This is a genomic window from Brevibacterium marinum (assembly GCF_011927955.1).
Classification (GTDB): Bacteria; Actinomycetota; Actinomycetes; order Actinomycetales; family Brevibacteriaceae; genus Brevibacterium; species Brevibacterium marinum.
Genome location: NZ_JAATJN010000001.1, coordinates 3,038,032 through 3,061,713, shown reverse-complemented (window position 1 = coordinate 3,061,713; position 23,682 = coordinate 3,038,032). Strand labels below are relative to the sequence as shown.

Sequence of the window (23,682 nt, the reverse complement as noted above, 5' to 3'; positions counted from 1 at the left end):
GTGGATGCGTGATGACAGACAGCAAGAGTGCCGTGACGCCACCAGTGGGAGGGGCGCTGAGCGATATCGCGAAGCGAGTCTCCGAAACCCGCTTCACCCTCCAGACCGATGACTCGGCCGACGGTCGCGAACTGCACCGTCAGCTCTCCTCGGAGCTGACGGACTACCTCCTGCCGAGAATCAATCGGACACCGGCTCCGTTCATGATCGCCGTCGGCGGTTCGACCGGGGCCGGGAAGTCCACGCTCGTGAATTCTTTGGTGGGACGGTCCGTGAGCCCGTCCGGCGTACGCAGACCGACGACGGGCAACCCGATCGTCATCCACAACCCCGCAGACTCCAAGTTCTTCGAATCGCAGTCGTTCCTGTCCGATCTGCCGCGAAGCTCGACATCCGAGGCGACCACGCCCTCCGTGGTGCTCACTCCCGATGAGGGAGTGGAGCCGGGAACCGCGATCCTCGACTGCCCGGACATCGATTCCATTGCCGAGTCGAACCGTGAGCTGGCTCGCCGCATTCTGATGAGCGCGGACCTGTGGATGTTCGTGACCACGGCCAACCGCTATGCCGATGCGGCCCCCTGGGGGCTGCTCAAAGAGGCGGCGGTCCGGAACACCTCGGTTGCTATCGTCCTCGACCGCGTGCCGCCGCAGGCGAACCGCGAAGTCAGGCACCACCTCTCCAGTCTGCTGTCGGAGTCCGGACTCGCGAACTCGCCGATCTTCGCCGTTGCCGAACTCGAACTCGAGGGTGGTCTTCTGCCGCATTCGGCGATCTACCCGATCCGTTCGTGGATCAGTCAAGTGAGTTCGGAGGGCCGGTCGCAGGATCGAATTCGGCAACGAACTTTGTCCGGTTCGATCAGCGCTCTGCCCAGTCAGGTGCGTTCTCTGGCCGACTTCGCCGAGTCGCAGGAGTCGACCTTCGGTGGACTGCAGCAGAGCGTCGAGCAGACCTTCGACGGTGCCCAAGAGGGCCTGACCGAGGTCTTCTCCGATGGCCGAGTCCTGCACGGTGAAGTCAATGCCAGGTGGCAGGATTTCGTCGGCACAGGTCAGCTCTTCCGTGGGCTCGAACCCACAATGGCTCGCATGCGCGATCGGATCTCGGCGGCGGTCACCGGCAAACACGATGCGGCCTCGCCGCTGCACATCGCGATCCTGCGCAGCGCGGCGATCTCCTTGCGCGAACAGGCGATCGCAGCAGTCGACGAGGTCGGCACCGACTGGCTGCGCGACCCTGCCGGGGCGGAGCTGATGGAAGCCCACCCGGAACTGAGGCATGCTGCGAAAGATCTCGAGGACTCGGTCAAGTCCGCGGTCAGCGGCTGGTCGAACGAGGTCAATGCCCTGGTTCGGGAGATCGGGCAGGGCAGAAAGTCCAAGGCCCGGATCCTGTCGTTCGGGGTCGGCGGGGTGTGCGCTGTCATCGAATACGCCGCGTTCTGGGACCCGAAGTATGCGAAGTCCGGCGATCAGGCATCAGCCAATGACGCGAACGTGGCCCTCGGCCTGGCCGGTACGATCTTCGGCGAGCAGGAAGCCGTCAACCTCATCGCATCGGTCAGAGACCGGTTTCTGACTGCAGCTGCCGGTATCGTCGGCGACTGTCGGGCGCCTTTTGACAACGTACTACAACTATCCGCGGTACCGGCGCGGCAATCGGGTGCCCTGCGCGCCTCCGGTGATCGACTCGAGGTGGCATTGTGAACGATTCTGCACAGTCCGAGATCAGGCGCCGCGCGGACGGCATCAAATCGACCCTGTCCCTGGGGGGCGACAAGCTCAGTCCGGAAGTTCGCGCCGATGCACAGACTCTGCTCGAACGCGCCGAGGACCGACTCGGGCTGGGGGAGGAGTTCACTGTGGTGGCCTTCGCCGGGTCCACCGGTTCAGGCAAGTCGTCATTGTTCAACGCCGTTGCCGGGCTCGACATCGCCCGGGTCGGAGTCCGACGGCCGACCACGTCGAGGCCGACGGCGTGCGTCTGGGGCGAAGGCGGAAACGACATCCTCAACTGGCTGCATGTCCCCGAACGCAGCCGGACCTGGCGCGAATCCGCGCTCGACGGGGACGATCAGCGAAAGCTCCACGGCCTCATTCTGCTCGATCTTCCCGATCATGATTCGACCGCTGTCAAACACCGCGTCGAATCCGATCGACTCGTCGGCCTCGTCGATGTCGTGTTCTGGGTCGTCGACCCCCAGAAGTACGCCGACTTCTCTCTGCACTCCGAGTACCTTGCCAAACTGGCGGAGAACAGTTCGAACATGGTCGTCGTCCTCAACCAGATCGATAAACTCAGCGACGAGGAAAAGCGGGCCGCAACCGACCATCTGCAGCAGCTCCTCGTTGAGGACGGTCTCACCGACACGAAGGTGCACGTATCCTCGGCGATGACCCGAGAGGGGGTCCCTCAGATCCGGTCGATCCTGGCCGACACGGTCGATTCGAAGGAAGCCGCTGCGGAGAGGCTGCTGGCGGACATGCAGGCCATGGCCAAGCGGATGCAGACCGAGCTCGGCGAACCCGTGGCCGAGCCCGATGAACTGCCCGGGGCATCACGTCTGGTGGAGACGATGTCCGATGCCGCAGGCGTCGAGGCCGTCGCGCAGACCGTTCATGACGACTATATTCGCCGGGCCTATCGCAAGACAGGCTACCCGGTGCTCGCCTGGATGCAGCGCAATGCCCCCGACCCGTTGGGTTCCAAGCACGGGCAGGGCCGGGACGAGCTGGTGCAGGCCTCTGTGCCGGCGACCAGCAAAACCCAGAGCTCGCAGGTGCGGCTGATGGCCCACGAACTTATCACCGAGTCCGTCTCGTCGATGCCCAGATCGTGGCAGGCCGCGGCCGCTGAGGCCGAGAAGGCGAGCACGACCGAACTGTCCGAAACTCTCGACTCTGCCGTCACCGCTGTGGATATCCAACGTCAGACTCCCGGCTGGTGGTCGATCGCGAACGTTCTCCAGATCATCTTCTTTGCTGCGACGATCCTCGGTCTGCTGGGTGTCATCGCCACCGCGGTCTTCGCGATCGCAGCCCCGGGGCTGCTTCCCGGGTGGAGCTGGATCGTCAGCATCGGTGTCCTGGCAGTGGGCATCATCGGCTCCGTCATCACTTCGGTGATCGCGAAATCGGCCCGCAGCAAGGGCGCGAGCGAGGCGGCCAGCGACGTCGATCGCCGTCTGCGCGATGCTGTGGGCAGTGTGGCACAGAGCTCGTATCTGCGTCCGGTCAAGGCCGTGATCGACGAGCACCGGAAGGCGTACGAAACTCTCAACTGAGACTCCTGTGCACAGGAGCCGCGACTCATGTGCCGATGTCCTGTGGACGCCCACGACGCGTCCACAGGGCATTTCTCATGCCTGGACACCAGAGCGGCCGCAGGCGCTGACTGGGAGTTCACGTGATGGGCCGCATCAGACCGTAACGTCTCCGCAGGCGTTGCGCCGGGACCGTCACGAGACCTTCCAAGAGATGAGGTAACACGATGTCCATCATTCCGATCAACCTCAGCGGCACTTTGGCCGCCGACCCGCAGAGCCGGACCCTGCCCTCGGGCAGAGCCTGCGCCTCGTTCCGACTCGCGGTCAACCACTGGCGACTGGACAAGACGACGGGCGAGTACTCCGCCGACACCACGTCATGGTTCGGCGTCGACTGCTATGGTCCTCTGGCCGGCAACTGTTCTATGAGCCTTCGACAGGGCATGTCCGTCGTCGTACAGGGGACATTGAAGATCCGTGAGTGGTCGACGGACGAGAAGTCCGGAATCGCCCCGACAGTGGTGGCCGAGCACATTGGACCGGATCTGCGCTATGGCACCGCGAACTATCAGAAGGCCAACAGCGCCAACCGTCAGCAGAACAGCCAGACGCAGGCCGAGTCCGGTTCCGACTCGGCGTGGGCCGGTCTCGACCGGGACGGTGCAGGCCCCCTGCCCACGGCGGGCGATGGTTCGGGCATCGACATCCAGGTGGAGTCGGGGGCGACCGAAAGCGAGGCCGACGCGAATGCTGAGGGTGGCGAGTCCGGCGATGTGGACGAGGCAGTGGTCGCCGACACGGTGAGAGCGGCGGCCCCGTTCTGAGGAGGCCACGGGAAATCCTGTCGGCGGCACCGGGGAGCTGCCCGCGATCGGGCGCGTGATCAGCTAGGGTGAGACTGTTAATCGTTCCCTCCCCGCCGAGGTTGTTGATGCGTCTCGTCCCCCTCCTGAGTCTTGGAGTCCTGACCTTAGCTCTGTCGGGCTGTTCACTGCTGGGGATCGGAGGTGATGACTCACAATCGGTGCCCGATCGAACTCCCACCGAACAGGTTGCGGAGGTAGATAAAGTGGTCAAGGCGCTCGAACCACTGACGGGGAAGGAGGATTCGGTTCCGTCGACGAAGAAGTTCTTCAACACGATGATCGATGCCGGCTACGAACCCGAGCAACTCGAGGCCACGATCGACGATTCGCCCCTGGGCAATGATGTCCCTGCGAAGATGTTCGGCGTCAAAACCGACAAGGGATGCGTCATCGGCGAGATCCGAAAAGGCAAAGCGACAGCGGAGCTGATGCAGCCGACGGAATCGACAGGCTCGTGCCTGTTTGGCGAGGTCGAACGCCCCAAGGGCGTTAAAGCTCCCGCAGGGGACAAGCGTGATGAAGACGGTGAGGGCAACGGTGCCGGCCACCTGCCCGGTGAGGACATCAACGGCAAGGACGGGCCTCCTGCGAGCCCATCGCCGTCCGACGAGGGACCGGGGGGCGCGTCGTCTGCGTCCGAGGGCGGCTCCGACTCGGAAAGCTCTGCGTCCGACGGGTCTTCGAACGAGGCCTCATCCGAGGGAGCGTCGGAGGGAACGTCGTCGGACGGAGGAACCTCTGAGGGGTCCTCGGCCGAGGGCGACGCGTCCGGCGAAGCTCCTTCGCTCGGCGGAGGCTGATCGCGAAATCCGAGCGACGTGCCAATTGGCACTCGAGCATGCTGTAGCGATAGCCTGAGGATATTATGGCCGAATTCATTTACACCATGCACAAGGCGCGGAAAGCGCACGGTGACAAAGTCATCCTCGATGACGTGTCGATGTCCTTCTACCCAGGGGCGAAGATCGGCATGGTCGGCCCGAACGGCGCCGGCAAATCGACGATCCTCAAGATCATGGCTGGACTCGAACAGCCCTCCAACGGTGAGGCCCGGCTCAGCCCCGGCTTCAGCGTCGGCATCCTGTTGCAGGAACCGCCGCTGAACGAGGAGAAGACCGTCCTCGGCAACGTCGAAGAAGGCGTCGGCGAGATCAAGGCCAAACTCGATCGCTTCAACGCGATCTCCGAAGAGATGGCTGCGCCCGACGCGGACTTCGACGCTCTGATGGAAGAGATGGGCAAGCTGCAGGAGGCGATCGACGCCGCAGACGCGTGGGACCTCGATTCCCAGCTTGAGCAGGCGATGGACGCCTTGCGCTGTCCACCGCCGGACGCCGACGTCAAAGTGCTCTCCGGCGGAGAGCGTCGCCGAGTGGCGCTGTGCAAGCTGCTGCTCGAGAAGCCCGATCTGCTTCTGCTCGACGAGCCCACGAACCACCTCGATGCGGAGTCCGTGCTGTGGTTGGAGGAGCATCTGCGCTCGTATCCCGGAGCTGTCATCGCGATCACTCACGATAGGTACTTCCTCGACCATGTGGCGGAGTGGATCGCCGAGGTCGACCGCGGGCACCTCTATCCCTATGAGGGCAACTACTCGACGTATCTTGAGAAGAAGCAGGAGCGCCTGCAGGTTCAGGGCAAGAAGGACGCGAAGCTGTCGAGGCGCCTCAAGGACGAACTCGAATGGGTCCGTTCGAATCCCAAGGCCAAACAGACCAAGTCGAAGGCCCGCCTGGCTCGGTACGAAGAGATGGCGGCCGAGGCGGAGAAGACCAAGAAGCTCGACTTCGAGGAGATCCAGATCCCTGCCGGTCCCCGCCTGGGCGATGTCGTCATCGAGGCCGATGATCTGAAGAAGGGCTACGATGATCGTCTCCTCATCGACGATCTCAGCTTCTCCCTCCCGCGCAACGGCATCGTCGGAGTCATCGGCCCCAACGGCGTCGGCAAGACCACGCTGTTCAAGACCATCGTCGGACTCGAAGAGCCTGACGGGGGAGACCTCAAGGTCGGCGACAGCGTGAAGATCTCCTACGTCGATCAGTCCCGCGGCGGAATCGATCCCAACAAGAACCTGTGGGAAGTCGTCTCCGATGGACTCGACTTCATCCAAGTGGGCAATGTGGAGATGCCATCACGGGCCTATGTCTCGGCATTCGGGTTCAAAGGTCCGGATCAGCAGAAGAAGGCCGGCGTGCTCTCCGGTGGTGAGCGCAACCGTCTCAATCTCGCCCTGACTCTCAAACAGGGCGGAAACCTGCTGCTGCTCGACGAGCCGACCAACGACCTCGACGTCGAAACACTCGGCTCGCTGGAGAACGCACTGCTGGAATTCCCCGGCTGCGCCGTCGTCGTCTCTCACGATCGTTGGTTCCTCGATCGAGTCGCGACGCACATCCTCGCCTGGGAAGGCACGGAGGAAGACCCGGCTAAGTGGTACTGGTTCGAAGGCAACTTCGAATCCTATGAGCAGAACAAGGTCGACAGATTGGGTGAAGACGCGGCCCGTCCGCATCGTGTGACCCACCGTCGCCTCACCCGCGACTGAACAGGTCTCGTACGGTCCGTGCTGACTCACCCGGCCCCTGTGTTTCCGAGCACTCAACGCTGCCCCGGCCTTCTGGCCGGGGCAGCGTGCGTATGCACGAGCCTCGGGGAGTCGGGTCGCCGGACGAGCTCAGGAGAACAGATCGCCGACTGAGTGCAGCAGCCTGAACAGGTATCTGAGCGCAATCGTGCCCACAACCCCGATGACGGCCGAGATGAGTGCGAGCAGCGCCAGATCCAAGGTCAGCGACTCGCGCAGGAAGACGAGTGCGAGAAGAGCGATGACGATGAACAGCGCGACACTGACCAGCCGGCTGAGTATCCTGCCCAGGATATCGATCATCGCGGTGTCCCGGTTCATCGTCGTTCCTTGAGGCGGACCATGCCCTCCTGTGCGACGGTTGCGAGCAGTTGTCCGCTTCGGGAGAAGATGCGGCCGTATCCCAGGCCGCGACCGCCTTGGGCTGCGGGAGACTCCTGAACGTAGAGCATCCACTCATCGACCAGGACTCGACGGTGCCACCACATCGCATGATCGAGGCTGGCCACACGCAGTCGCGGGTCGGTCCAGGTCAGACCCTGCCGGCGCAGGACCGGTTCGAGGAGATTGAAATCACTGGCGTAGGCCAGGGCCGCGGCATTGAGCACAGGATCGTCACCGAACGGGGAGCTGGCACGGAACCACACATGCTGTTCTTCGCGCTCTCGATCATTCGTGGAGTCGAGATACAGGGAGGCTTCGACCGGACGGATCTCGAAGGGACGTTTGTTGAGCCATTCGGTCACCTGTGGGGTATCCATGCCCACCAGAATGTCGCGCAGCTCCCGGCACTCCTCAGGATCCGGCAGACCCGTCGGCATGGCTTCGGCATGTTCGAAGCCCTCCTGCTCGTTCTGGAACGAAGCGATCAGAGACATGATCGGCTGGTCCTTCTGATAGGCGTGAACCCTGCGAGCCGAGAACGACCGACCGTCCCGGAGGCGTTCGACGCCGAATTCGATGGGCCTGCTGACATCCCCGGCGCGAAGAAAGTAGCCGTGGAGCGAGTGGATGAGACGGTCGTCGGGCAGCGTCGCGGCAGCGGCCACAACCGACTGCGCCACCACCTGGCCGCCGAAGACGCGGCCATCGGGTTTGTACTGATTCTGTCCGATGAAGAAGTCGCTTTCCCGCGAGGCCGAGGTGAAACTGAGGCTCTCGAGCTCGAGGACTCTGCGCAGAGTCTCGACGTTGGTGGGGTCTGCATCGCTCATATGGGCCTCCAGCCTGGGAATACGATTCTCGTACTTGTGTTCACGATCCTATCGTGAGCGCCACCGGCACGCTGAAAGTGGCATGATGGGCCATATGCATTCAGGCGCCACCGACCCCCATCTGAACGAATTCACCCGAGTACTGCTGGAGCTGAGATGGGGTGACATGGATGCCTATGGCCATGTCAACAACGTCACTCAGCTGCGCCTGCTCGAAGAGGCACGAGTGCGAGCTCTCGGCTCCCCGACCTTCGGCACCGACGCCCCGACGACGCCGGGGCGACTGGGTGTGGCAGAGACGGTGTCAGGAATCCGGATACCGACGATCTTCGCCGAGGCCTCGACGAGCACCGAGCTGCTCGTCGCCTCGCACGCGATCGAGTATCGCCAGCCGATCCCGTACCGGGCGGGGCCCCTTGCCATCGACCTTGTGATCAGCGAGGTGAAGCCCGCGTCAGTGACGATCGGTTACGTCATCGCCGAACCGGATGGTTCGGTCGGCTATACCCTGGCCGAGACGGTCATCGTCTTCGTCGACATCGCAAGTTCGAAACCACGGCGTCTGAGCCAGAAGGAGGCAGAAGTCATGGAAGAAGTCATCCGACCAGCCGTTCCGATGCGAGGACGTCGCCGGTGACGGAACTCGAGATCGCCGATCCGCTGGCGATGAAGGACCTGGCCGCATTCACGGGCCTGGCTCACCGGCTGGACCCGGACGGAGCAATGCGTCTGCACGTGTCAGCGACTGTGCTCGTCGTCACCGTCGCACCGCTGTATCCACACGGACTCGGCGATACGACGCCATTGGTGCTGGCCATGCGCATGCTGCGGCTGACGGGGCCGGAGAACGACGGGCTCGACGAGGTGGTGCCGCTGGCCAACCTCAAGGATCGCTTCGCCAGAGAGGAAAACGCCACCCGTCTGCCCGTCCCGCCGAACTCGGTGCTGGTGTCCTGGACCGGAATCGCTCCGCCCAAGGGCCAATGGACGGCTCGCGACAGGATCCGCGGTGATGTGCTGCGTTCGAGCGCCGAGGCGGGGATCTCAGAGGTCAGTGCGGGAGCTCCGGAGGGCTCTGGCTCACATGCGGTCAAGGCGCTGCGTTCGAAGGTGTGGTCGAAGCCGATGACCGCTCTGGGAGGCACCGAGCTGCCCAGCGGCCTCGCTTTCGCTGCGGATGCACTTCGATTCGTGCCCGAGACGGCGACCGCCTCGGGGAGTGAGTCCGAGGACTACGAGGTCTTCGAATCCTCCGGTTGGCTGCGGATCGCAACACCGGGCGGTCATCTGCTCACCCGCGGGCGGTGAGACTTCAGCTCGTACGGTGAGGTCTCAGCCCGTCGGGTGAGACTTCAGCCCGTCGGGTGCGGTTTCAGACCGGATTGCTGTTGGTGTTGACCATGGCCGTGGCTGCACGCTGGAAGTAGTCCCAGAAGATCTCGTCGTAGAGCGGCGGCAGCGCTACATCGTCGAGAGCCGCGCGCATGCTGGCCAGCCACCGGTCACGAGCATCGAAGTCGATGGGGAATGGGAAATGTCGCATCCGCAGTCGCGGATGCCCCCTCTCCTCCTGATAGGTCGACGGACCGCCGAAGTACTGTTCGAGGAACGACTGGAGCCGGTGCTTGGCCCCGGTCAGTTCGTGTCCGTCCGGATACATGGCGATGAGGACTTCGTCTCTGTCGACATGGTCGTAGAAGACGTCGACGAGCCTGGTGAAGGTGGGTCGACCACCGACGGCTTCGAAGATGGTCTCGTTCGACGTCTGAGTCACGTTCACCCCTCTCCATCTCCGGAATCGACGGCGGTTTCATCGGTCGTCGCTCGGATCTCGTCATCGCTGGGCAGCGGTGACGGCGCAGTGTCGGTACGCTGCGGCTGCTTCCCCCCGGCCTCTGGACGGTTGTCGTCGTCGGACCCGAGCGGACCGGACATACCCGGAAGCGACCTGAGTACGGTCTCCTGGACGATCGGGAAGTCGATTCCCCGTTTGTCGAACTCGTTCGTGAGCTCGGCACGGAACGCACGTTCGACCATCCACTGAAGGTTCGGCTTCGTCTTGATCATCGTCCTGATGACCCTGTACTCGGCGGACAGGGACTGGACACCCGAGATCTCCGGGGTCTCGAGGACGGCCGCTGCCACATCCGGGTTCGCAGACAGGGACGAGGTCACGGCCTCGGTGATCTCACTGTAGGTCTCCATCGAGGTGGTGTATTTGACAGGGATCTCGAGGACTGCGCGAGCCCAGCCCTGCGACAGGTTTCCGACGCGCATGATCTCGCCATTGCGCACATGCCACAGCGTTCCGGTGAGATCGCGGACCGCGGTCTTGCGCAGACCGAAGTCCTCGACTTCGCCGACGGCCTCGCCGAGATCGACGGTGTCACCGATGCCGTACTGGTCCTCGATGACCATGAAGAACCCGGACAGGTAGTCCTTGACGAGTTCCTGTGCACCGAAGGCCAGTGCCACACCGACGATGCCGGCCGAAGCCAGAATCGGCGCGATGTTGAAGTTCATCTGGTCGAGCACCATGAGTACGGCGATGACGCTGATGAGGATCGTCGTCACCGATGAGAGCATCCGGCCGACGGTCTTCGCGCGTTGCGCACGCCGTTCGCGAATGACGGTGGGCTCGATGCCGGTGCGCTGGGATTCGAGGACCGTGCTCGAGAACTTGCTGTGCTCCGACTTCTTCTCGCTGCCGACTGTGCCCTTGGCGACAGCGGCGGAGAAGCGTCGAATGACGAGACGCATCACGATGTTCAGCACGATGGCGCCGAGGATGATGATGACGATCCTCAGTGGAGCGTCGAGAAGGAAATCCCAATCGAGCTTGGGCGCGGACAGGAGGTCGGATTGCAGAGCTTCCAAAGTCATGATGACACGAGTCTAACGACCGAAGGTCAATGCACCCTTGGAAGTGCTGGACACTTCCTGAGCGGTCAGAGCCCGCTTCGCTTCGGCAAGATTCTCTTCGATGAGGCGGATGAGTCCCTTGGGCGCCGCGGGATGGTCGTTCAGCCACTGCCGGGCCGCTTGGACCGTGTGCTCATTGACCGGGGGGAACAGCCGCAGGGTCATGGTCTGCGCCATCTCGAGGGTCCGTGTCTCCCACCACCCGGAGACCCGTTGGAAGTACTCCGTCGAAAAGTCCTGCAGCGGCGCTTCCGAGGCGATGACCTCCCCGGTCTGTGTCTGCAGGCCGGAGGCGAAGCCCAGTGCCAGGGCACCGAGTTCCGAGTTCGGCAGGTCCGCATCGTCGAGGATCCGGGTCAGGGCCTTCGACTTCGCCGCCGAGGTGGGTCGTGAGGCTCGAGCGGTCGCCGCCTGCCGAGTCCCGGTCGCCGAGGGGTCGGTTCTGGACATCTCGGTGATGATCGAGTCATCGATGGCATCGTGTCCTGCCAGGGCGATGATGATCTCCCACGTCAGATCCGTGTCGATGCTGATGTCGAAGATGCTGGTCCCGGCCTTCTCCAACCAGGTCCGCAGCTGATCGAGCTGCTGCTCACTGCTCGCGTGCTTGATGAAGCCGCGGACGAACTGGAACGCCTGATCGGTGCCGCCGGGCACCGACTCAAGGAGTTCGAGGAACCGTGCTGCGAGGGTGGTGCGCGCTTCGGTCCTGTCCGCCGGAGGCAGGTAGGACCCGACCGCGGTCTCCAGCTGACGCATCTGCGTGAGCAGACCGGAGGAGTGTGTGATGGACGCGCAGTTGTCCAAGACCGTGGCGATGTAGTCCTGGGCCGGACGCTGACCGTCGCGGACCGTGTCCCAGAGCGTGCCGAGAACGATGAGCTGGGCCAGCGAATCATCGAAGTCTGCCAGCCGCGCCGCGGCGACATCCATGCTCTCGCGATCGAAGCGGACCTTCGCGTAGGTCAGGTCCGAATCATTGACGATGATCACATCGGGCTTGACCGCACCGCGAGCCTCGTCGACGGTGGCCGACTCCGAATCGATGTCGAGGGAGAAGCTGTCGGTGCGCACGAGCCGACCCTGTCCGTCGTCGGAGTAGAACCCGATGGCCAGGCGGTGGGGCCGCAGGGACGGGACCGGCTGCCCGTCGATGATCCAGGGGTTCTGTGTCACACGCAGCTCGGAGACCACCTCGGCGTCGGCGGTCCCATCCGGCTCGGTGTCCAGCTCGGTCTCGATGAGGTTGACCCCGGACTCCTCGAGCCACAGCCTCGACCAGGTTCCCAAGTCGCGACCGCTGGTGGCCTCAAGTTCGCCGAGGAGGTCGGACAGCTCCGTGTTCGACCAGGCATGCTTGTCGAAATAGTGTTTGAGCCCGGAGAAGAACTCCGCGCGGCCGACCCACGCCACCAGCTGCTTGAGCACCGAGGCGCCCTTGGCATAGGTGATGCCGTCGAAGTTGACCTCGACATCGGCGAGGTCTTCGATGCTCGCGACGATCGGGTGCGTGCTCGGCAGCTGATCCTGGCGGTAGGCCCATGACTTCTCGATGGTGGCGAACGTCGTCCAGGCCTGGGAGTACTTCGTCGCCTCGGCCGTGGCCAGCGTCGACATGAACTCGGCGAAGGACTCGTTGAGCCACAGATCGTTCCACCACTTCATGGTGACCAGGTCCCCGAACCACATGTGGGCGAGTTCGTGCAGAACGGTCACGGCACGACGTTCGACCAGCGCTTCGGTGGGCCGGGACCGGAAGACGTAGTTCTCCAGAATGGTCACAGCACCGGCGTTCTCCATCGCCCCGGCGTTGAACTCGGGGACGAAGAGCTGGTCGTATTTCTCGAACGGGTAGGAGACTTGGAATTCGCGTTCGTAGAACTCGAAGCCGGCGCGGGTGATTGCGAACAGGTTGTCGGCATCGAGATGTTCGAACAGGGAGTCGCGGCAGTACAGGCCCAGGGGGACGAGGGAGCCGTCGGAGGAGGTCAGTTGGGAATGCACGCTGCGGTAGGGTCCGGCGATGATCGCCGTGATGTAGGACGAGATCGGCGTCGTCGGGGCGAACTGCCACACCGCGGTGTCGTCGACCGGGGCTTCGTCGAGTTCGGCGAAGACTTCGGCGGGGCCGCTCGGACTCGGAGTGGGTGAGTTGGACACGACCGTCCAACGATCGGGGGCGACGACGGTGAAGGAGAACGGAGCCTTGAGGTCGGGCTGCTCGAACACGGGGAAGACGCGGCGGGCGTCGGGGACCTCGAACTGCGAGTAGAGGTAGACCTCATCGTCGATGGGGTCGACGAAGCGGTGCAGGCCCTCTCCGGTGTTCATGTAGAAGAAGTGGGCATCGATGACGAGTTCGTTCTCAGCGGCGAGCCCGGGCAGGGCGATCCGGGACTCCGAGACGACCTCGGCGGCTTCGAGGTCGAGGCCGTTGAGACGGATGCGCTCGACGCTGGCGGTGATGGCGTCGATGAATGTCGTCGACTCCGGTGCTGCGGTGAAGCGGATGCGGGAGCGAACGCGGAAGCTCTCACCCTCTCCTGTGAGAATCAGAGTGTTCTCATAGCTCGAGACGTCGACGAGCGATGAACGCCTGCGAGCTTCCTCGCGAGTGAGGTTGTGTTGGGGCACTTTGGGGTGACCTCCGCTTCGGGTCCGGGTGTACTCGCCCATTCTTTCATGGACGCATTCCTCTCAGATGCGAAGCCTTGATAAATTGGCCTCGAAGAAGGGGGGCGTGCCGCACCCGCCCCCGCCCAATCTAGCGAGGAGAGAAAATGAGCAGAGAGACACTTGACCTGTGGTTCGACACGGCCTGCCCCTGGGCCTGGATGACGTCGCGCTGGGGGCTCGAGGTCGCCAAGGTCCGCGACGTCGATGTGAGATTCCACGTCATGAGCCTGAACATCCTCAACCGCGACAAGGACATCCCCGACGACTACCGGAAACTGATGGACCGGGCCCTTGCCCCCATGCGCATCGTCACCGCAGCCATCGCCGAACACGGCGAGGAGATCGCCGAACCTCTCTACACCGCCATCGGCTCACGGATCCATCCGGGCGGGGAGAAGGACTTCGACAAGGCCGTCGCCGAGGCGCTCGACGAGGTGGGGCTGCCCGCCGACCTGATGAAGTACGGCACGCGTGATGACTACGACGCGGCCCTGCAGAAATCTCACGATGAGGCGCTGTCGCTCGTCGGCGACGAAGTGGGCACCCCCGTCTGCCGTGCGGCGGGCACCGCCTTCTTCGGCCCCGTCGTCACACCGGCGCCGAAGGGAGAGGACGCGGGCCGCCTCTACGACGGTGTCCTCGCCGTCGCCTCGACACCGGGGTTCTTCGAACTCAAGCGCACCCGCGATCAGGATCCTGACTTCTCCTGAGAGACTGGTTGCGACTCAGATGTCACCCACACCACCCAGACACTCCCGGGCGTCTCGTCCCGGTCACTTCGAAGGAGTCAGACCATGAAGGTCCATCTCGGCACCGACCACGCAGGATTCGATTTCAAGGAGATGCTCAAGGCCCACCTCGGCGACTCAGGCCATGAGGTCGTCGACCACGGTGCCCACGAATACGATGCGCTCGATGACTATCCGGCTTTCTGCATCGCCGCCGCCCAGGGCGTGGTCGACGACCAGGCGGCAGGTGTCGAGGCTCTCGGCGTCGTGATCGGCGGTTCCGGCAACGGCGAGCAGATGGCGGCGAACAAGGTGAAGGGAGCTCGCACAGCGCTGGCCTGGAACCCGGACATCGCCAAGCTCGCCCGCGAGCACAACAACGCTCAGATCGTCTCGGTCGGGGCCAGGCAGCATCCGGAGACCGAGACACTGGCCATCATCGACGCCTTCCTGGCGGAGCCCTTCTCCGGGGAGGACCGTCACGAACGTCGCATTCGAATCATGGACGAATACGAGTCCACGGGCCGCGCGGCCCTGTGATCTCAACGGCCCGTGACGGGCTCGGGTGAGGAAGCAATGACAGTGGGAACGGGAGACGAGCCGTGAAGATCCGTGGAGCTGTGCTGCGAGATATGGGCGCTCGACGCCCATACGCGACGACCGGGCCGATGTCGATCGAGGAACTCGACCTCGACGGGCCCGGACCGGGAGAGGTGCGGCTGAGCATGACCGCCGCCGGAGTCTGCCATTCCGACCTGTCCGTCGTCGACGGGAACCGACCACGACCTCTGCCGATGCTGCTCGGCCATGAAGGTGCCGGCATCGTCGAGGAACTCGGCGAGGGAGTCGAGGACCTCGCCGTCGGCGACCAGGTGGTGACCGTGTTCCTGCCCCGATGCGGAGAGTGCGCGAACTGTCGCACCGACGGCAAGTTGCCGTGCACGCCGGGCAGTGCGACGAACGGTGCTGGAACGCTGCCCTTCGACGGACACAAGATCCGACTCCACGACGGCACCGGCGCCGAGGTGCTCCACCACCTCGGCGCGTCGGTGTTCGCCTCTCACGCTGTGGTCAATCGTGCCTCCGTCGTCCCGGTGGCCTCCGACGTTCCCCCGTCGGTCGCGGCCGTGCTCGGCTGCGCGGTCCTCACCGGTGGGGGAGCGATCCTGAACGCGGGAGCTCCGGGGCCTGAGGACGAGATCATGATCGTCGGATTGGGAGGAGTCGGGATGGCTGCCCTGATCACGGCACTGTCCATTGAGACCGCAGGAGTGATCGGCGTGGACTCGAACCCGGACAAACTGGTCAGGGCAAGGGAACTGGGCGCTGCCGAGGTCTACACTCCCGAACAGCTCGGACAGCGTCGGGCTCCGATCGTCATCGAATGCGTCGGCCATCCCCGCGCCTTCGAGACCGCGTTCTCCGCGACTCAGGTCGGCGGGACGACGGTCACGGTGGGTCTGCCCGCACCCGATGCCCAGTCGCACATCACACCGGTCACCCTCACGACAGAGGCACGCACCGTCATCGGCTCCTATCTGGGCTCGGCGGTGCCCAGCCGCGACATTCCCCTCTACGCCGACCTCTGGCGTGAAGGAAAGCTGCCGGTCGAAGAACTGGTCTCCGACACGATCGGCCTCGAGGACATCAACGCCGCATTCGACGCGTTGGCCGACGGCACCGTGGTGCGACAGATCATCGACTTCCAACGCTGAGCTCGGTCTCGACCGGGCGTCTTCAGCCTCCAGCGCTGAGGTCGGAGGGGATGCGAAGGATGCGATCGTCGTCCGCACCCGGATCACCGCGTCCGTCCGTATTGTTCGTCAGGAACCATACGTCGCCGCTCGGCGTCGTCACCACATCGCGCAGGCGACCGAACTCACCGGCATAGGCGACCTCGGAGTCGGCGACATCCGATAATGGCACGGTCCGCAGCACTTCTCCGCGAAGGTTGGCCACGAGAATCCTGTCCCCGCTGATCGCGATTCCACTCGGGCTGGCCTGGTCGGGACTCCATTGCTGCACCGGATCGATGAATTCCTCGTCATCGGCGGCACTCTCTGAGATCCCTTCGACCTCCGGCCACCCGAAGTTGCCGCCGGCCTCGATGATGTTGAGCTCATCCCAGGTGTCCTGGCCGAACTCACTGGCATACATGGTTCCGCCGTCGTCCCAGTCCAGTCCCTGCGGATTGCGGTGCCCATAGGAGTAGACCAGGGAACCGTCGAACGGATTGTCCTCCGGCACGCTGCCGTCGGGATTCATCCGCAGGATCGAGCCGGACAGCGACTCACGGTCCTGCGCGGCCTGCCGGTCGCCGGCGTCACCCACCGTTGCGTAGAGCATGCCATCGGGACCGAAGGCGAGCCGGCCGCCATTGTGGAATCCCGCCTTGGGGATTCCCTCGAGGATGGTCTTCGGCATACCGACCTCAACGCCTTCGCCGCCGTCGCTGAGAGGAAAGCGCTGTATCCGATTGTCTGCTTCGGATGTGAAGTACGCATAGAGACTGTCCCCACGGACGGCGATCCCCAATAGACCGCCCTCGCCCGAGGCGGCGACATCGGTGACCGTTGTGACCTCCCTGGCCTCCGCGGGGCCCTGTCGGTCGATTTCAAGGATGCGACCGGAATCTCGTTCACTGATGAGGGCCCGTCCCTCGTAGAAGGCCACCGACCAGGGCACGTCGAGGTCCTCGGCCACCACCTCCGGCTCTGCGACGGAACCGTCTGCGGCTGTGGACTCCGTCTCGGTGCCCGACGTGGGCCCGGCGGAGTCGTCCTCCGGAGCGTCGGTCTCGAAGACGCAGCCGCTCAGAACCACCATCAGGCTGAATGCGATCGCACCGCATGGCAGAATGCTGCCGTATCGTCGGGTCGTCATGATTGCCGCACCTCTCGGCCTCGTCATCGGGGTCAGGACCTCCATTGTCTCCTCTGGGGCCGAATCCCGCTGGGCACGAAGGCGGCAGACGAAGTTGGCAGACATGGAGCCGAGTGGCCGTGAATGCGAAAGAAGCCACTCGGAACGGAGTCCGAGCGGCTTCACGATCGTCGGGATGACAGGATTTGAACCTGCGACCCTCTGTTCCCAAAACAGATGCGCTACCAAGCTGCGCCACATCCCGCGACGAAGACAATCTAACCACATGCCGGGCTCCGGATGCACATCCGTCTCGACCGACTTCCTGAATGGGATGCAGCTCACCTCCCCGGGATCTCGGAAGGATGTGACGGGGGTCATCTTCTATCGATTTGGCGGCGGGTGCGAATGTCGACTATAGTCATTAACGCAACACGGGGATGTAGCTCAATGGTAGAGCCTCAGTCTTCCAAACTGATGGTGCGGGTTCGATTCCCGTCATCCCCTCCACCGTGTCGCCGCTGGTCACAGCGGCGACACAGTCATTTGTAGGGAAGAAACCAACACCCTCAATCACCCCAGCGTGACCTAAAATGACCTAACTCGACTGGCCGGGTTCGGAAAGAACACGCCATGTCCACCGCGCACAGAGCGTTCAACGTCACGAACCTCTACACCGGACGATCATTCACCTACGTCCCCGGCGACGGTCCCTGCCTGACCGCTCAGTATCCCGAAGCCACCGACAACACCCTCTACGCGCTCGAAACTGTCACCGATGCACTTGATGCCGGATACCTGCCCGACACCGACACACTGGCATTCCTCACACTGATCATCACCCCCGAAGATGACACCGACGTTTGTGGGGGTGTGTTGTGACGGCCCGGGCAGTGTTCGGGGCGATTGATCGGTTGCCGTCGGGGCGGTTTCGGGTCCGCTACACCGCTCCCGACGGCACCCGCCATAAAGTGCCGGGTACGTTCGCCACCCGGCAAGAGGCCGAAGCCGTGCGCGTGCGGGTCCATGCCGAAGTGCTGGGCAACAATCCCGTCATCGCGAAGCCGTCGGCAATCACCGTCGGTCAGTACCTGGCCGACTACCTCGACCACGCTCAGGCGACGCTGCGCCCGCGCACCCTCGACCTGTACCGGCGTACCGCCGATTCGTGGATTCTGTGCCCGGTCGGGACGACGACCCCGGTCGATATCTCGACGGTGACCATCCAAGCCCTGACCCCGGGATTCGTCCGCACCTGGTACGTCGCGCTGCTCGACGGCACCCGCGCTGCTGCCCTCGATCAGTCGGGCACGTCCCGACGCGGCCCGCATCCGGCCCGGGCCTGGGCGATGAGCCACGGATTCGACGTGGCCCCGACCGGCAAGCTGCCGACCGATGTGCTCGACGCATGGACTGCCGCCGGTTCACCGGCCCCGACGATGCCGACCACGGCGGGGGAGTACCCGGGCCGGACCGCTGCCGCCGGTGCCTACCGACTGCTGCGGACCGTGCTCATGCAAGCCGTGCGCGATGGTCTGATCACCGCGAACCCGGTCCACGTCAAAGGGGCGGGCACAGCACCGCACCCCGAACGCCGACCCCTGACCGCGCCCGAAGTGGAGGCCCTGGCCGATGCGATGCCCGACCGCTACCGTGCCGCCGTGCTCATCGCCGCCTGGTCGGGACTACGCCCCGGCGAAGCATTCGCCCTGCGCCGGGGCGACCTCGACCTGCACGCCGCGACTGTCACCGTCGCCCGCACCCTGGTCGAAGTCCCGGGCCAACCCGTCGCCTATGGTCCGCCAAAGTCCGCCGCTGGCCGACGCACCGTGAACCTGCCGCGTTCAATCCTGCCGGTCCTGGCCGACCACCTCGACCAGCACACCGGCACCGACCCCGATGCGCTGATGTTCACCACCGGCCACGGCAACCCCGTCACCGCGTCTACCCGGTCCGGGGTGATGCGCAGGGCACGACTGGCCATTGACCGGCCCGATATCGCCTGGCATCACCTGCGCCACACCGGGGCGACGCTGGCTGCGCAAGCCGGGGCGACTCAGGCTGAACTGCAAGCCCGGATTGGTCACTCCACGGCCCGGGCGGCTGCGATCTATCAGCACGCCGGAAACGACCGCGACCGTGCATTAGCCGACCGGCTCGACCAACTCACGAACACGACCGGGACCACCCCGAATCCGAGTCCGACGGACCCGACCCCGACCGGGCCGAGCACCCCAGCGGCTGACCCCGAACCGTTGCCGAATGACCGAGCCGACACGGACACTGCTGGTGCTCATCATCGCCGGGCACCGGCCCGGCTGGCATTCGGCACCCGACGCGGCCACCTCGCCGCGATCAGCTAACCCCACCACCAACCGAACGGAAGTCACCATGCCCAACAACCGCTATCCCTGGAGACTTGAGCTGCGTCGAGTCCCGCTCGACCGGCTCGAATCCCACAGGGACTATCTCGCCCACCGACTCGACCACATCACCGGCGACGACTACACCGCACTAGCCACCGAGTACCGCGCCACCACCGTCGAAATCCGCCGCCGGTACCGCACCACCGAGATTGAACGCGCCCAAAGGACCGAACGATACCGCCCCGACCACTACCAACCGCCTGAACACCGCCCCCGGCGCGGATGCAAACGCCGTCGCCGATTCAATCGCAACCTGCCGCACTGACCACAACAACCACGAAGAGAACACAACCCATGACACACCGCAGACCCCACCCCCGAGGACTCTCCGCGCAGGGGCTGCGCACAGCCACGACCACCGCACTGCTCGCGCACCTGCAACGACTCAAGGCCGCCGACTTCCCCGCCGGACACCACCGCCGCGACCGAGAAGCCCGCACCGTCGCCGACGAACTCGCCCGCCGCCACCGGGCCGACCTCGACGCTCGCCCCCGCCACAGCGTGCCCGGTTCCTCGCCACTCGATCCCGAATCCATCCGCTTGGCCGCTGCCCTCGACACCGAACCACCGCGCCCAGTGGACTCGTCATCGATGCCTGACACCGATTCGTGACCGCAGCCGACACGGCGTGACCTAACATGACCGAACCCTCTAGAACTCAGTGTGTATAGTTAGGTCATATAAGGTCACGTTTGGTCCGAATACAAACACAGGACCCGGCCTGACCTGGGGCGACACAGAGGGCAACAGGAATCTTCCAAACTGATGGTGCGGGTTCGATTCCCGTCATCCCCTCCGCGAGCCGGTCGGACCGATGGTCCGGCCGGTTTTTCACTGCCTCGAAGCGGTGATGCCCCCACCGGATCGACGGCTGCCGACCGGCCGATGCCTGATTGCGCTCCTCGCGAACTCCTGTCGCCGCAAGCATCGTCTATTTCGTGTTTTCTTCCGTGTTTCGCGTAATATAGGTGACTGCGTCTTGCGGACGTGCGCGATCTCATCGTGGACTTTCGCTCCCTCCAGGTCACCAGATGACCGAATATGCATGACTGTCGAATTTGAAAGGTCACACTGTGAAGAGCTCCGTCGAGCAACTCGACCCCACGCGGGTCAAGATCAGCGTGGATGTCCCATACGCCGAACTCAAGCCGAGCGTCGACGAGGCATACAAGACCATCGGTGCCCAGGTCACCGTTCCGGGCTTCCGTCAGGGCAAGGTCCCTGCGCAGATCATCGATCAGCGCATCGGCCGGCCGGCAGTTATCCAGGAGGCCGTCAACAACGGTCTCGACGGGTTCTACCGCGATGCCGTCGAGGAGAACGACCTCAAGCCGATGGGTCAGCCCGAGGTCGAGATCTCCGAGGTCCCCGGCCTGGACGGCACTGAAGACGGCGACCTGACCTTCACGGTCGAGGTCGATGTGCGCCCCGAGATCACACTGCCCGCCTACGACTCCATCAGCGTCGAGGTCGACCCGATCGAGGTCACCGAAGAAGACGTCGATGCCGAACTCGAGCAGCTGCGCACCCGCTTCGGAACCCTGAGCTCCGTCGACCGCCCCGCAGCCAAGGACGACTTCGTGACCCTCGACCTCGTCGCCACCATCGACGGAGAGGAGATCGACACCGCGTCCGACATCTCCTACCAGGTCGGTGCCGGAACGATGCTCGAAGGCATGGACGAGGCCCTCGACGGCCTGTCCGCGGAAGAGACGACGACGTTCGAAACCACTTTCGCCGGTGGAGAGCACGCCGGTGAGACCGGCTCCGTGTCGATCACTCTCAGCGCCGTCAAGGTCCGGGAGCTTCCGGAGGCCGACGACGACTTCGCCCAGTTGGCCAGCGAGTTCGACACGATCGCCGAGCTGCGCGAGGATCTGCGCGAGCAGGCCGGGAAGCAGAAGGAGACCGATCAGGGGGAACAGGCACGCGACAAGGTCCTCGAATCCCTGACCGAGACCCTCGACGTGCCCGTTCCCGAGAAGATCGTCGCCGACGAGGTCGAGCGTCACCTCGAGTCGGAGAGCCGCGTCGACGACGATGAGCACCGCAAGGAGGTCACCGAGGAGACTGAGCGCAATCTGCGCACCCAGTTCATCCTCGATGCGATCTCCGAGGCCGAGGAGGTCGAGGTGACTCAGCCGGAACTCATCGAGTACCTCATCTCCGCCTCGCAGCAGTACGGAATGAACCCGAACGAGTTCGCGCAGATGCTGGACAACTCCGGGCAGGTCAACGCACTGGTCGGAGAGGTCACACGTCGCAAGGCGCTGGCCGCCGCCCTCGCGGGCGCCATCGTCAAGGACACCAACGGCAATGTCATCGACATGGAGGAATTCACCTCCCCGCCGGAGGACGAAGCGCCCGAGGATGCCGAGGGCTCCGAGAGCGTCGTCGTGACCGACGCCGAAGTCGACGACAAGAACTGACGTCGGACCGCCTCGGCGGCGGATCATCGTCGAACGGTGGGTACGGATGGATTCCGTGCCCACCGTTCGGCATTCACGCAACCTGCTCGCCGCAGGTGCCGCCTCGCTCGTTCCTCGCCGCGGACGTTCCTCCGTGCGGACCGGGGAATCCCGGACGCGATCACGCTGATGGCGAACACGGGCGCTTCGGCGGACTAAAACCGACCGGTGAGCAGTTAGAGTCCATATCAAGCCAATCAAAGACCAACAGGAGTGAAACGTGAGCGCACACGACATGACAGCGCCCGTCGGCCTCGACGCAGGTGGGGCAATGGGTCTCGACGACCATATCTTCAATCGTCTGCTCAAAGAGCGCATCATCTGGCTCGGTTCGGAAGTGCGTGACTCCAACGCCAATGCGATCTGTGCACAGATGATGCTGCTGGCGGCGGAGGATCCCGACGCGGACATCTCGCTGTACATCAATTCGCCGGGCGGTTCTGTCACCGCGGGAATGGCGATCTACGACACGATGCAGTACATCAATCCGGACGTATCGACGGTTGCCATGGGAATGGCCGCCTCGATGGGGCAGTTCCTGCTGTCGTCCGGTGCACCGGGGAAACGGTACGCCACCCCGCACGCCCGCATCCTCATGCACCAGCCGCTCGGCGGCATCGGCGGTACAGCCACCGACATCAAGATCCAGGCAGAGCTGATTCTGCACATGAAGAAGCAGATGGCAGAGCTCACGGCCGAACAGACGGGCAAGTCTCTGGAGCAGATCCTCAAGGACAACGACCGCGACCACTGGTTCACCGCCGAGGAAGCCCTCGATTACGGCTTCATCGACAAGATGGTGACCCGTTCGTCCGACGTCACCGACAACTGAGTGGGAGTCAAGGAAGAATGAATTCAATGAACTTTATGCCAGGATCAACCGCCGGGAACATGCCGCAGTCGCGCTATGTGATGCCGCAGTTCGAGGAGCGGACTCCCTACGGCTTCAAACGCCAGGACCCCTACACGAAGCTCTTCGACGACCGCGTCATCTTCCTGGGCGTCCAGGTCGACGACACGAGCGCCGATGACGTCATGGCCCAGTTGCTGGTCCTCGAATCGCAGGATCCGGACCGCGACATCACGCTCTACATCAATTCACCGGGCGGCTCGTTCACGGCCATGACCGCGATCTACGACACGATGCAGTACATCAAGCCGGAGATCCAGACGGTCTGCCTCGGTCAGGCCGCCTCGGCAGCTGCGGTTCTGCTCGCCGCCGGCGCACCCGGCAAGCGTCTGGCGCTGCCCAACGCTCGAGTCCTCATCCACCAGCCGGCGATGGAGGGCCAGGGGCAGGGGCAGGCCTCGGACATCGAGATCCAGGCCGCTGAGGTCTTCCGCATGCGCCAGTGGTTGGAGACGACCCTGTCCGACCACTCCGACAAGTCGCCGGAACAGGTTTCGAACGACATCGAGCGCGACCTCTTCCTGACAGCCGAGCAGGCGAAGGACTACGGTCTCGTCGACCAGGTGCTGACCTCTCGCAAAGACGTCTGAGACCGACGTCGACGATCGGGCCCGGACGGCGCAGCGCCGTCCGGGCTCGTTTGCGTCCACGACTCCGAGTTGCCTCCCGATGCGGCGCCGAGTAGTTTGGGCACCCTCGACGGCTTCGCTGTGCTCACCTTCTGCGACACACCGAACGGCGGGTCTGATCACTCG

General features: G+C 64.1%; 23 protein-coding genes and 2 tRNA genes. 18 read left to right on the top strand and 7 right to left on the bottom strand.

Annotated features, from left to right (window positions below):
• Window positions 1-11 precede the first annotated feature (11 nt).
• The 5 genes from BKA07_RS13620 (at window position 12) to ettA (ending at window position 6,682) form a co-directional block, all read left to right on the top strand.
• Window positions 12-1,709, top strand: a complete 1,698-nt coding sequence (locus BKA07_RS13620) for a dynamin family protein (protein ID WP_209043977.1) — start codon at window positions 12-14, stop codon at window positions 1,707-1,709.
• Window positions 1,706-3,286 (top strand): GTPase, encoded by a 1,581-nt coding sequence (locus BKA07_RS13615; RefSeq protein ID WP_167951362.1) that lies wholly within the window; start codon window positions 1,706-1,708, stop codon window positions 3,284-3,286. Before BKA07_RS13620 ends, BKA07_RS13615 begins: the two co-directional genes overlap by 4 nt.
• A gap of 206 nt (window positions 3,287-3,492) precedes the next feature.
• Window positions 3,493-4,092, top strand: coding sequence for a single-stranded DNA-binding protein (locus BKA07_RS13610; RefSeq protein WP_167951361.1), 600 nt, complete (start codon window positions 3,493-3,495; stop codon window positions 4,090-4,092).
• 200 nt (window positions 4,093-4,292) lie between these two features.
• Entirely contained in the window at window positions 4,293-4,934 is a 642-nt protein-coding gene (locus BKA07_RS13605; protein ID WP_342449072.1) for a DUF6993 domain-containing protein, read from the top strand.
• 65 nt (window positions 4,935-4,999) lie between these two features.
• On the top strand, window positions 5,000-6,682 hold the full coding sequence (gene ettA, locus BKA07_RS13600) for an energy-dependent translational throttle protein EttA (RefSeq protein WP_167951359.1): 1,683 nt from the start codon (window positions 5,000-5,002) through the stop codon (window positions 6,680-6,682).
• Between the two features lie 129 nt (window positions 6,683-6,811).
• Here ettA and BKA07_RS13595 read toward each other — a convergent pair whose 3' ends face one another.
• Both BKA07_RS13595 and BKA07_RS13590 read right to left on the bottom strand, forming a co-directional pair.
• Window positions 6,812-7,042, bottom strand: a complete 231-nt coding sequence (locus BKA07_RS13595; RefSeq protein WP_245161950.1) for a hypothetical protein — start codon at window positions 7,040-7,042, stop codon at window positions 6,812-6,814.
• Window positions 7,039-7,935 (bottom strand): acyl-CoA thioesterase, encoded by an 897-nt coding sequence (locus BKA07_RS13590; RefSeq protein WP_167951358.1) that lies wholly within the window; start codon window positions 7,933-7,935, stop codon window positions 7,039-7,041. The genes BKA07_RS13595 and BKA07_RS13590 overlap by 4 nt, the downstream gene beginning before the upstream one ends.
• A gap of 94 nt (window positions 7,936-8,029) precedes the next feature.
• Here BKA07_RS13590 and BKA07_RS13585 point away from each other — a divergent pair, with 94 nt between their 5' ends.
• Both BKA07_RS13585 and BKA07_RS13580 read left to right on the top strand, forming a co-directional pair.
• Complete coding sequence (locus BKA07_RS13585; RefSeq protein ID WP_167951357.1) at window positions 8,030-8,572, top strand: acyl-CoA thioesterase; 543 nt, start codon at window positions 8,030-8,032, stop codon at window positions 8,570-8,572.
• Window positions 8,569-9,243, top strand: a complete 675-nt coding sequence (locus BKA07_RS13580; protein ID WP_167951356.1) for a DUF8185 domain-containing protein — start codon at window positions 8,569-8,571, stop codon at window positions 9,241-9,243. The genes BKA07_RS13585 and BKA07_RS13580 overlap by 4 nt, the downstream gene beginning before the upstream one ends.
• 64 nt (window positions 9,244-9,307) lie before the next feature.
• On the opposite strand, the gene BKA07_RS13575 is transcribed toward BKA07_RS13580, so the two are convergent.
• The 3 genes from BKA07_RS13575 to pepN are packed head-to-tail and all read right to left on the bottom strand — an operon-like array spanning window position 9,308 to window position 13,533.
• Complete coding sequence (locus BKA07_RS13575) at window positions 9,308-9,709, bottom strand: globin domain-containing protein (protein WP_167951355.1); 402 nt, start codon at window positions 9,707-9,709, stop codon at window positions 9,308-9,310.
• A gap of 2 nt (window positions 9,710-9,711) precedes the next feature.
• Window positions 9,712-10,818 (bottom strand): mechanosensitive ion channel family protein, encoded by a 1,107-nt coding sequence (locus tag BKA07_RS13570; RefSeq protein WP_167951354.1) that lies wholly within the window; start codon window positions 10,816-10,818, stop codon window positions 9,712-9,714.
• A gap of 12 nt (window positions 10,819-10,830) precedes the next feature.
• On the bottom strand, window positions 10,831-13,533 hold the full coding sequence (pepN, locus tag BKA07_RS13565) for an aminopeptidase N (protein WP_167951353.1): 2,703 nt from the start codon (window positions 13,531-13,533) through the stop codon (window positions 10,831-10,833).
• A 104-nt stretch (window positions 13,534-13,637) separates the two neighbouring features.
• Here pepN and BKA07_RS13560 point away from each other — a divergent pair, with 104 nt between their 5' ends.
• The 3 genes from BKA07_RS13560 to BKA07_RS13550 all read left to right on the top strand — a co-directional run bounded on the left by BKA07_RS13560 (window position 13,638) and on the right by BKA07_RS13550 (window position 15,976).
• Window positions 13,638-14,243: a mycothiol-dependent nitroreductase Rv2466c family protein gene (locus BKA07_RS13560; protein ID WP_167951352.1), complete on the top strand. Its 606-nt coding sequence runs from the start codon at window positions 13,638-13,640 to the stop codon at window positions 14,241-14,243.
• A gap of 84 nt (window positions 14,244-14,327) precedes the next feature.
• Window positions 14,328-14,801, top strand: coding sequence for a ribose-5-phosphate isomerase (locus BKA07_RS13555; RefSeq protein ID WP_167951351.1), 474 nt, complete (start codon window positions 14,328-14,330; stop codon window positions 14,799-14,801).
• A 62-nt stretch (window positions 14,802-14,863) separates the two neighbouring features.
• Entirely contained in the window at window positions 14,864-15,976 is a 1,113-nt protein-coding gene (locus BKA07_RS13550) for an alcohol dehydrogenase catalytic domain-containing protein (protein WP_167951350.1), read from the top strand.
• Window positions 15,977-15,998: 22 nt separating this feature from the next.
• On the opposite strand, the gene BKA07_RS13545 is transcribed toward BKA07_RS13550, so the two are convergent.
• Window positions 15,999-17,144 carry a PQQ-dependent sugar dehydrogenase gene (locus tag BKA07_RS13545; RefSeq protein ID WP_167951349.1) on the bottom strand — a complete coding sequence of 382 codons (1,146 nt, stop codon included), beginning with the start codon at window positions 17,142-17,144 and terminating at the stop codon, window positions 15,999-16,001.
• A gap of 170 nt (window positions 17,145-17,314) precedes the next feature.
• Window positions 17,315-17,388: transfer RNA gene (locus BKA07_RS13540), tRNA-Pro, on the bottom strand.
• 171 nt (window positions 17,389-17,559) lie between these two features.
• On the opposite strand from BKA07_RS13540, the gene BKA07_RS13535 reads away from it, so the two are divergent.
• The 8 genes from BKA07_RS13535 to BKA07_RS13500 all read left to right on the top strand — a co-directional run bounded on the left by BKA07_RS13535 (window position 17,560) and on the right by BKA07_RS13500 (window position 23,517).
• Window positions 17,560-17,633, top strand: a tRNA-Gly gene (locus BKA07_RS13535).
• A 123-nt stretch (window positions 17,634-17,756) separates the two neighbouring features.
• A complete protein-coding gene (locus BKA07_RS13530; protein ID WP_167951348.1) occupies window positions 17,757-18,005 on the top strand; it encodes a hypothetical protein in 249 nt (82 codons plus the stop codon).
• Complete coding sequence (locus tag BKA07_RS13525) at window positions 18,002-19,486, top strand: tyrosine-type recombinase/integrase (protein ID WP_483413667.1); 1,485 nt, start codon at window positions 18,002-18,004, stop codon at window positions 19,484-19,486. The genes BKA07_RS13530 and BKA07_RS13525 overlap by 4 nt, the downstream gene beginning before the upstream one ends.
• 28 nt (window positions 19,487-19,514) lie before the next feature.
• Window positions 19,515-19,814: a hypothetical protein gene (locus BKA07_RS13520; RefSeq protein ID WP_167951346.1), complete on the top strand. Its 300-nt coding sequence runs from the start codon at window positions 19,515-19,517 to the stop codon at window positions 19,812-19,814.
• A gap of 29 nt (window positions 19,815-19,843) precedes the next feature.
• The gene (locus BKA07_RS13515) at window positions 19,844-20,161 is read left to right on the top strand and encodes a hypothetical protein (protein ID WP_167951345.1); all 318 of its coding nucleotides are present in this window, start codon (window positions 19,844-19,846) and stop codon (window positions 20,159-20,161) included.
• 461 nt (window positions 20,162-20,622) lie between these two features.
• Window positions 20,623-21,978, top strand: coding sequence for a trigger factor (gene tig / locus BKA07_RS13510; protein WP_167951344.1), 1,356 nt, complete (start codon window positions 20,623-20,625; stop codon window positions 21,976-21,978).
• Window positions 21,979-22,252: 274 nt separating this feature from the next.
• Entirely contained in the window at window positions 22,253-22,849 is a 597-nt protein-coding gene (locus BKA07_RS13505; protein WP_167953216.1) for an ATP-dependent Clp protease proteolytic subunit, read from the top strand.
• 26 nt (window positions 22,850-22,875) lie between these two features.
• Window positions 22,876-23,517, top strand: coding sequence for an ATP-dependent Clp protease proteolytic subunit (locus tag BKA07_RS13500; protein ID WP_167951343.1), 642 nt, complete (start codon window positions 22,876-22,878; stop codon window positions 23,515-23,517).
• The last annotated feature ends 165 nt before the right edge of the window (window positions 23,518-23,682 follow it).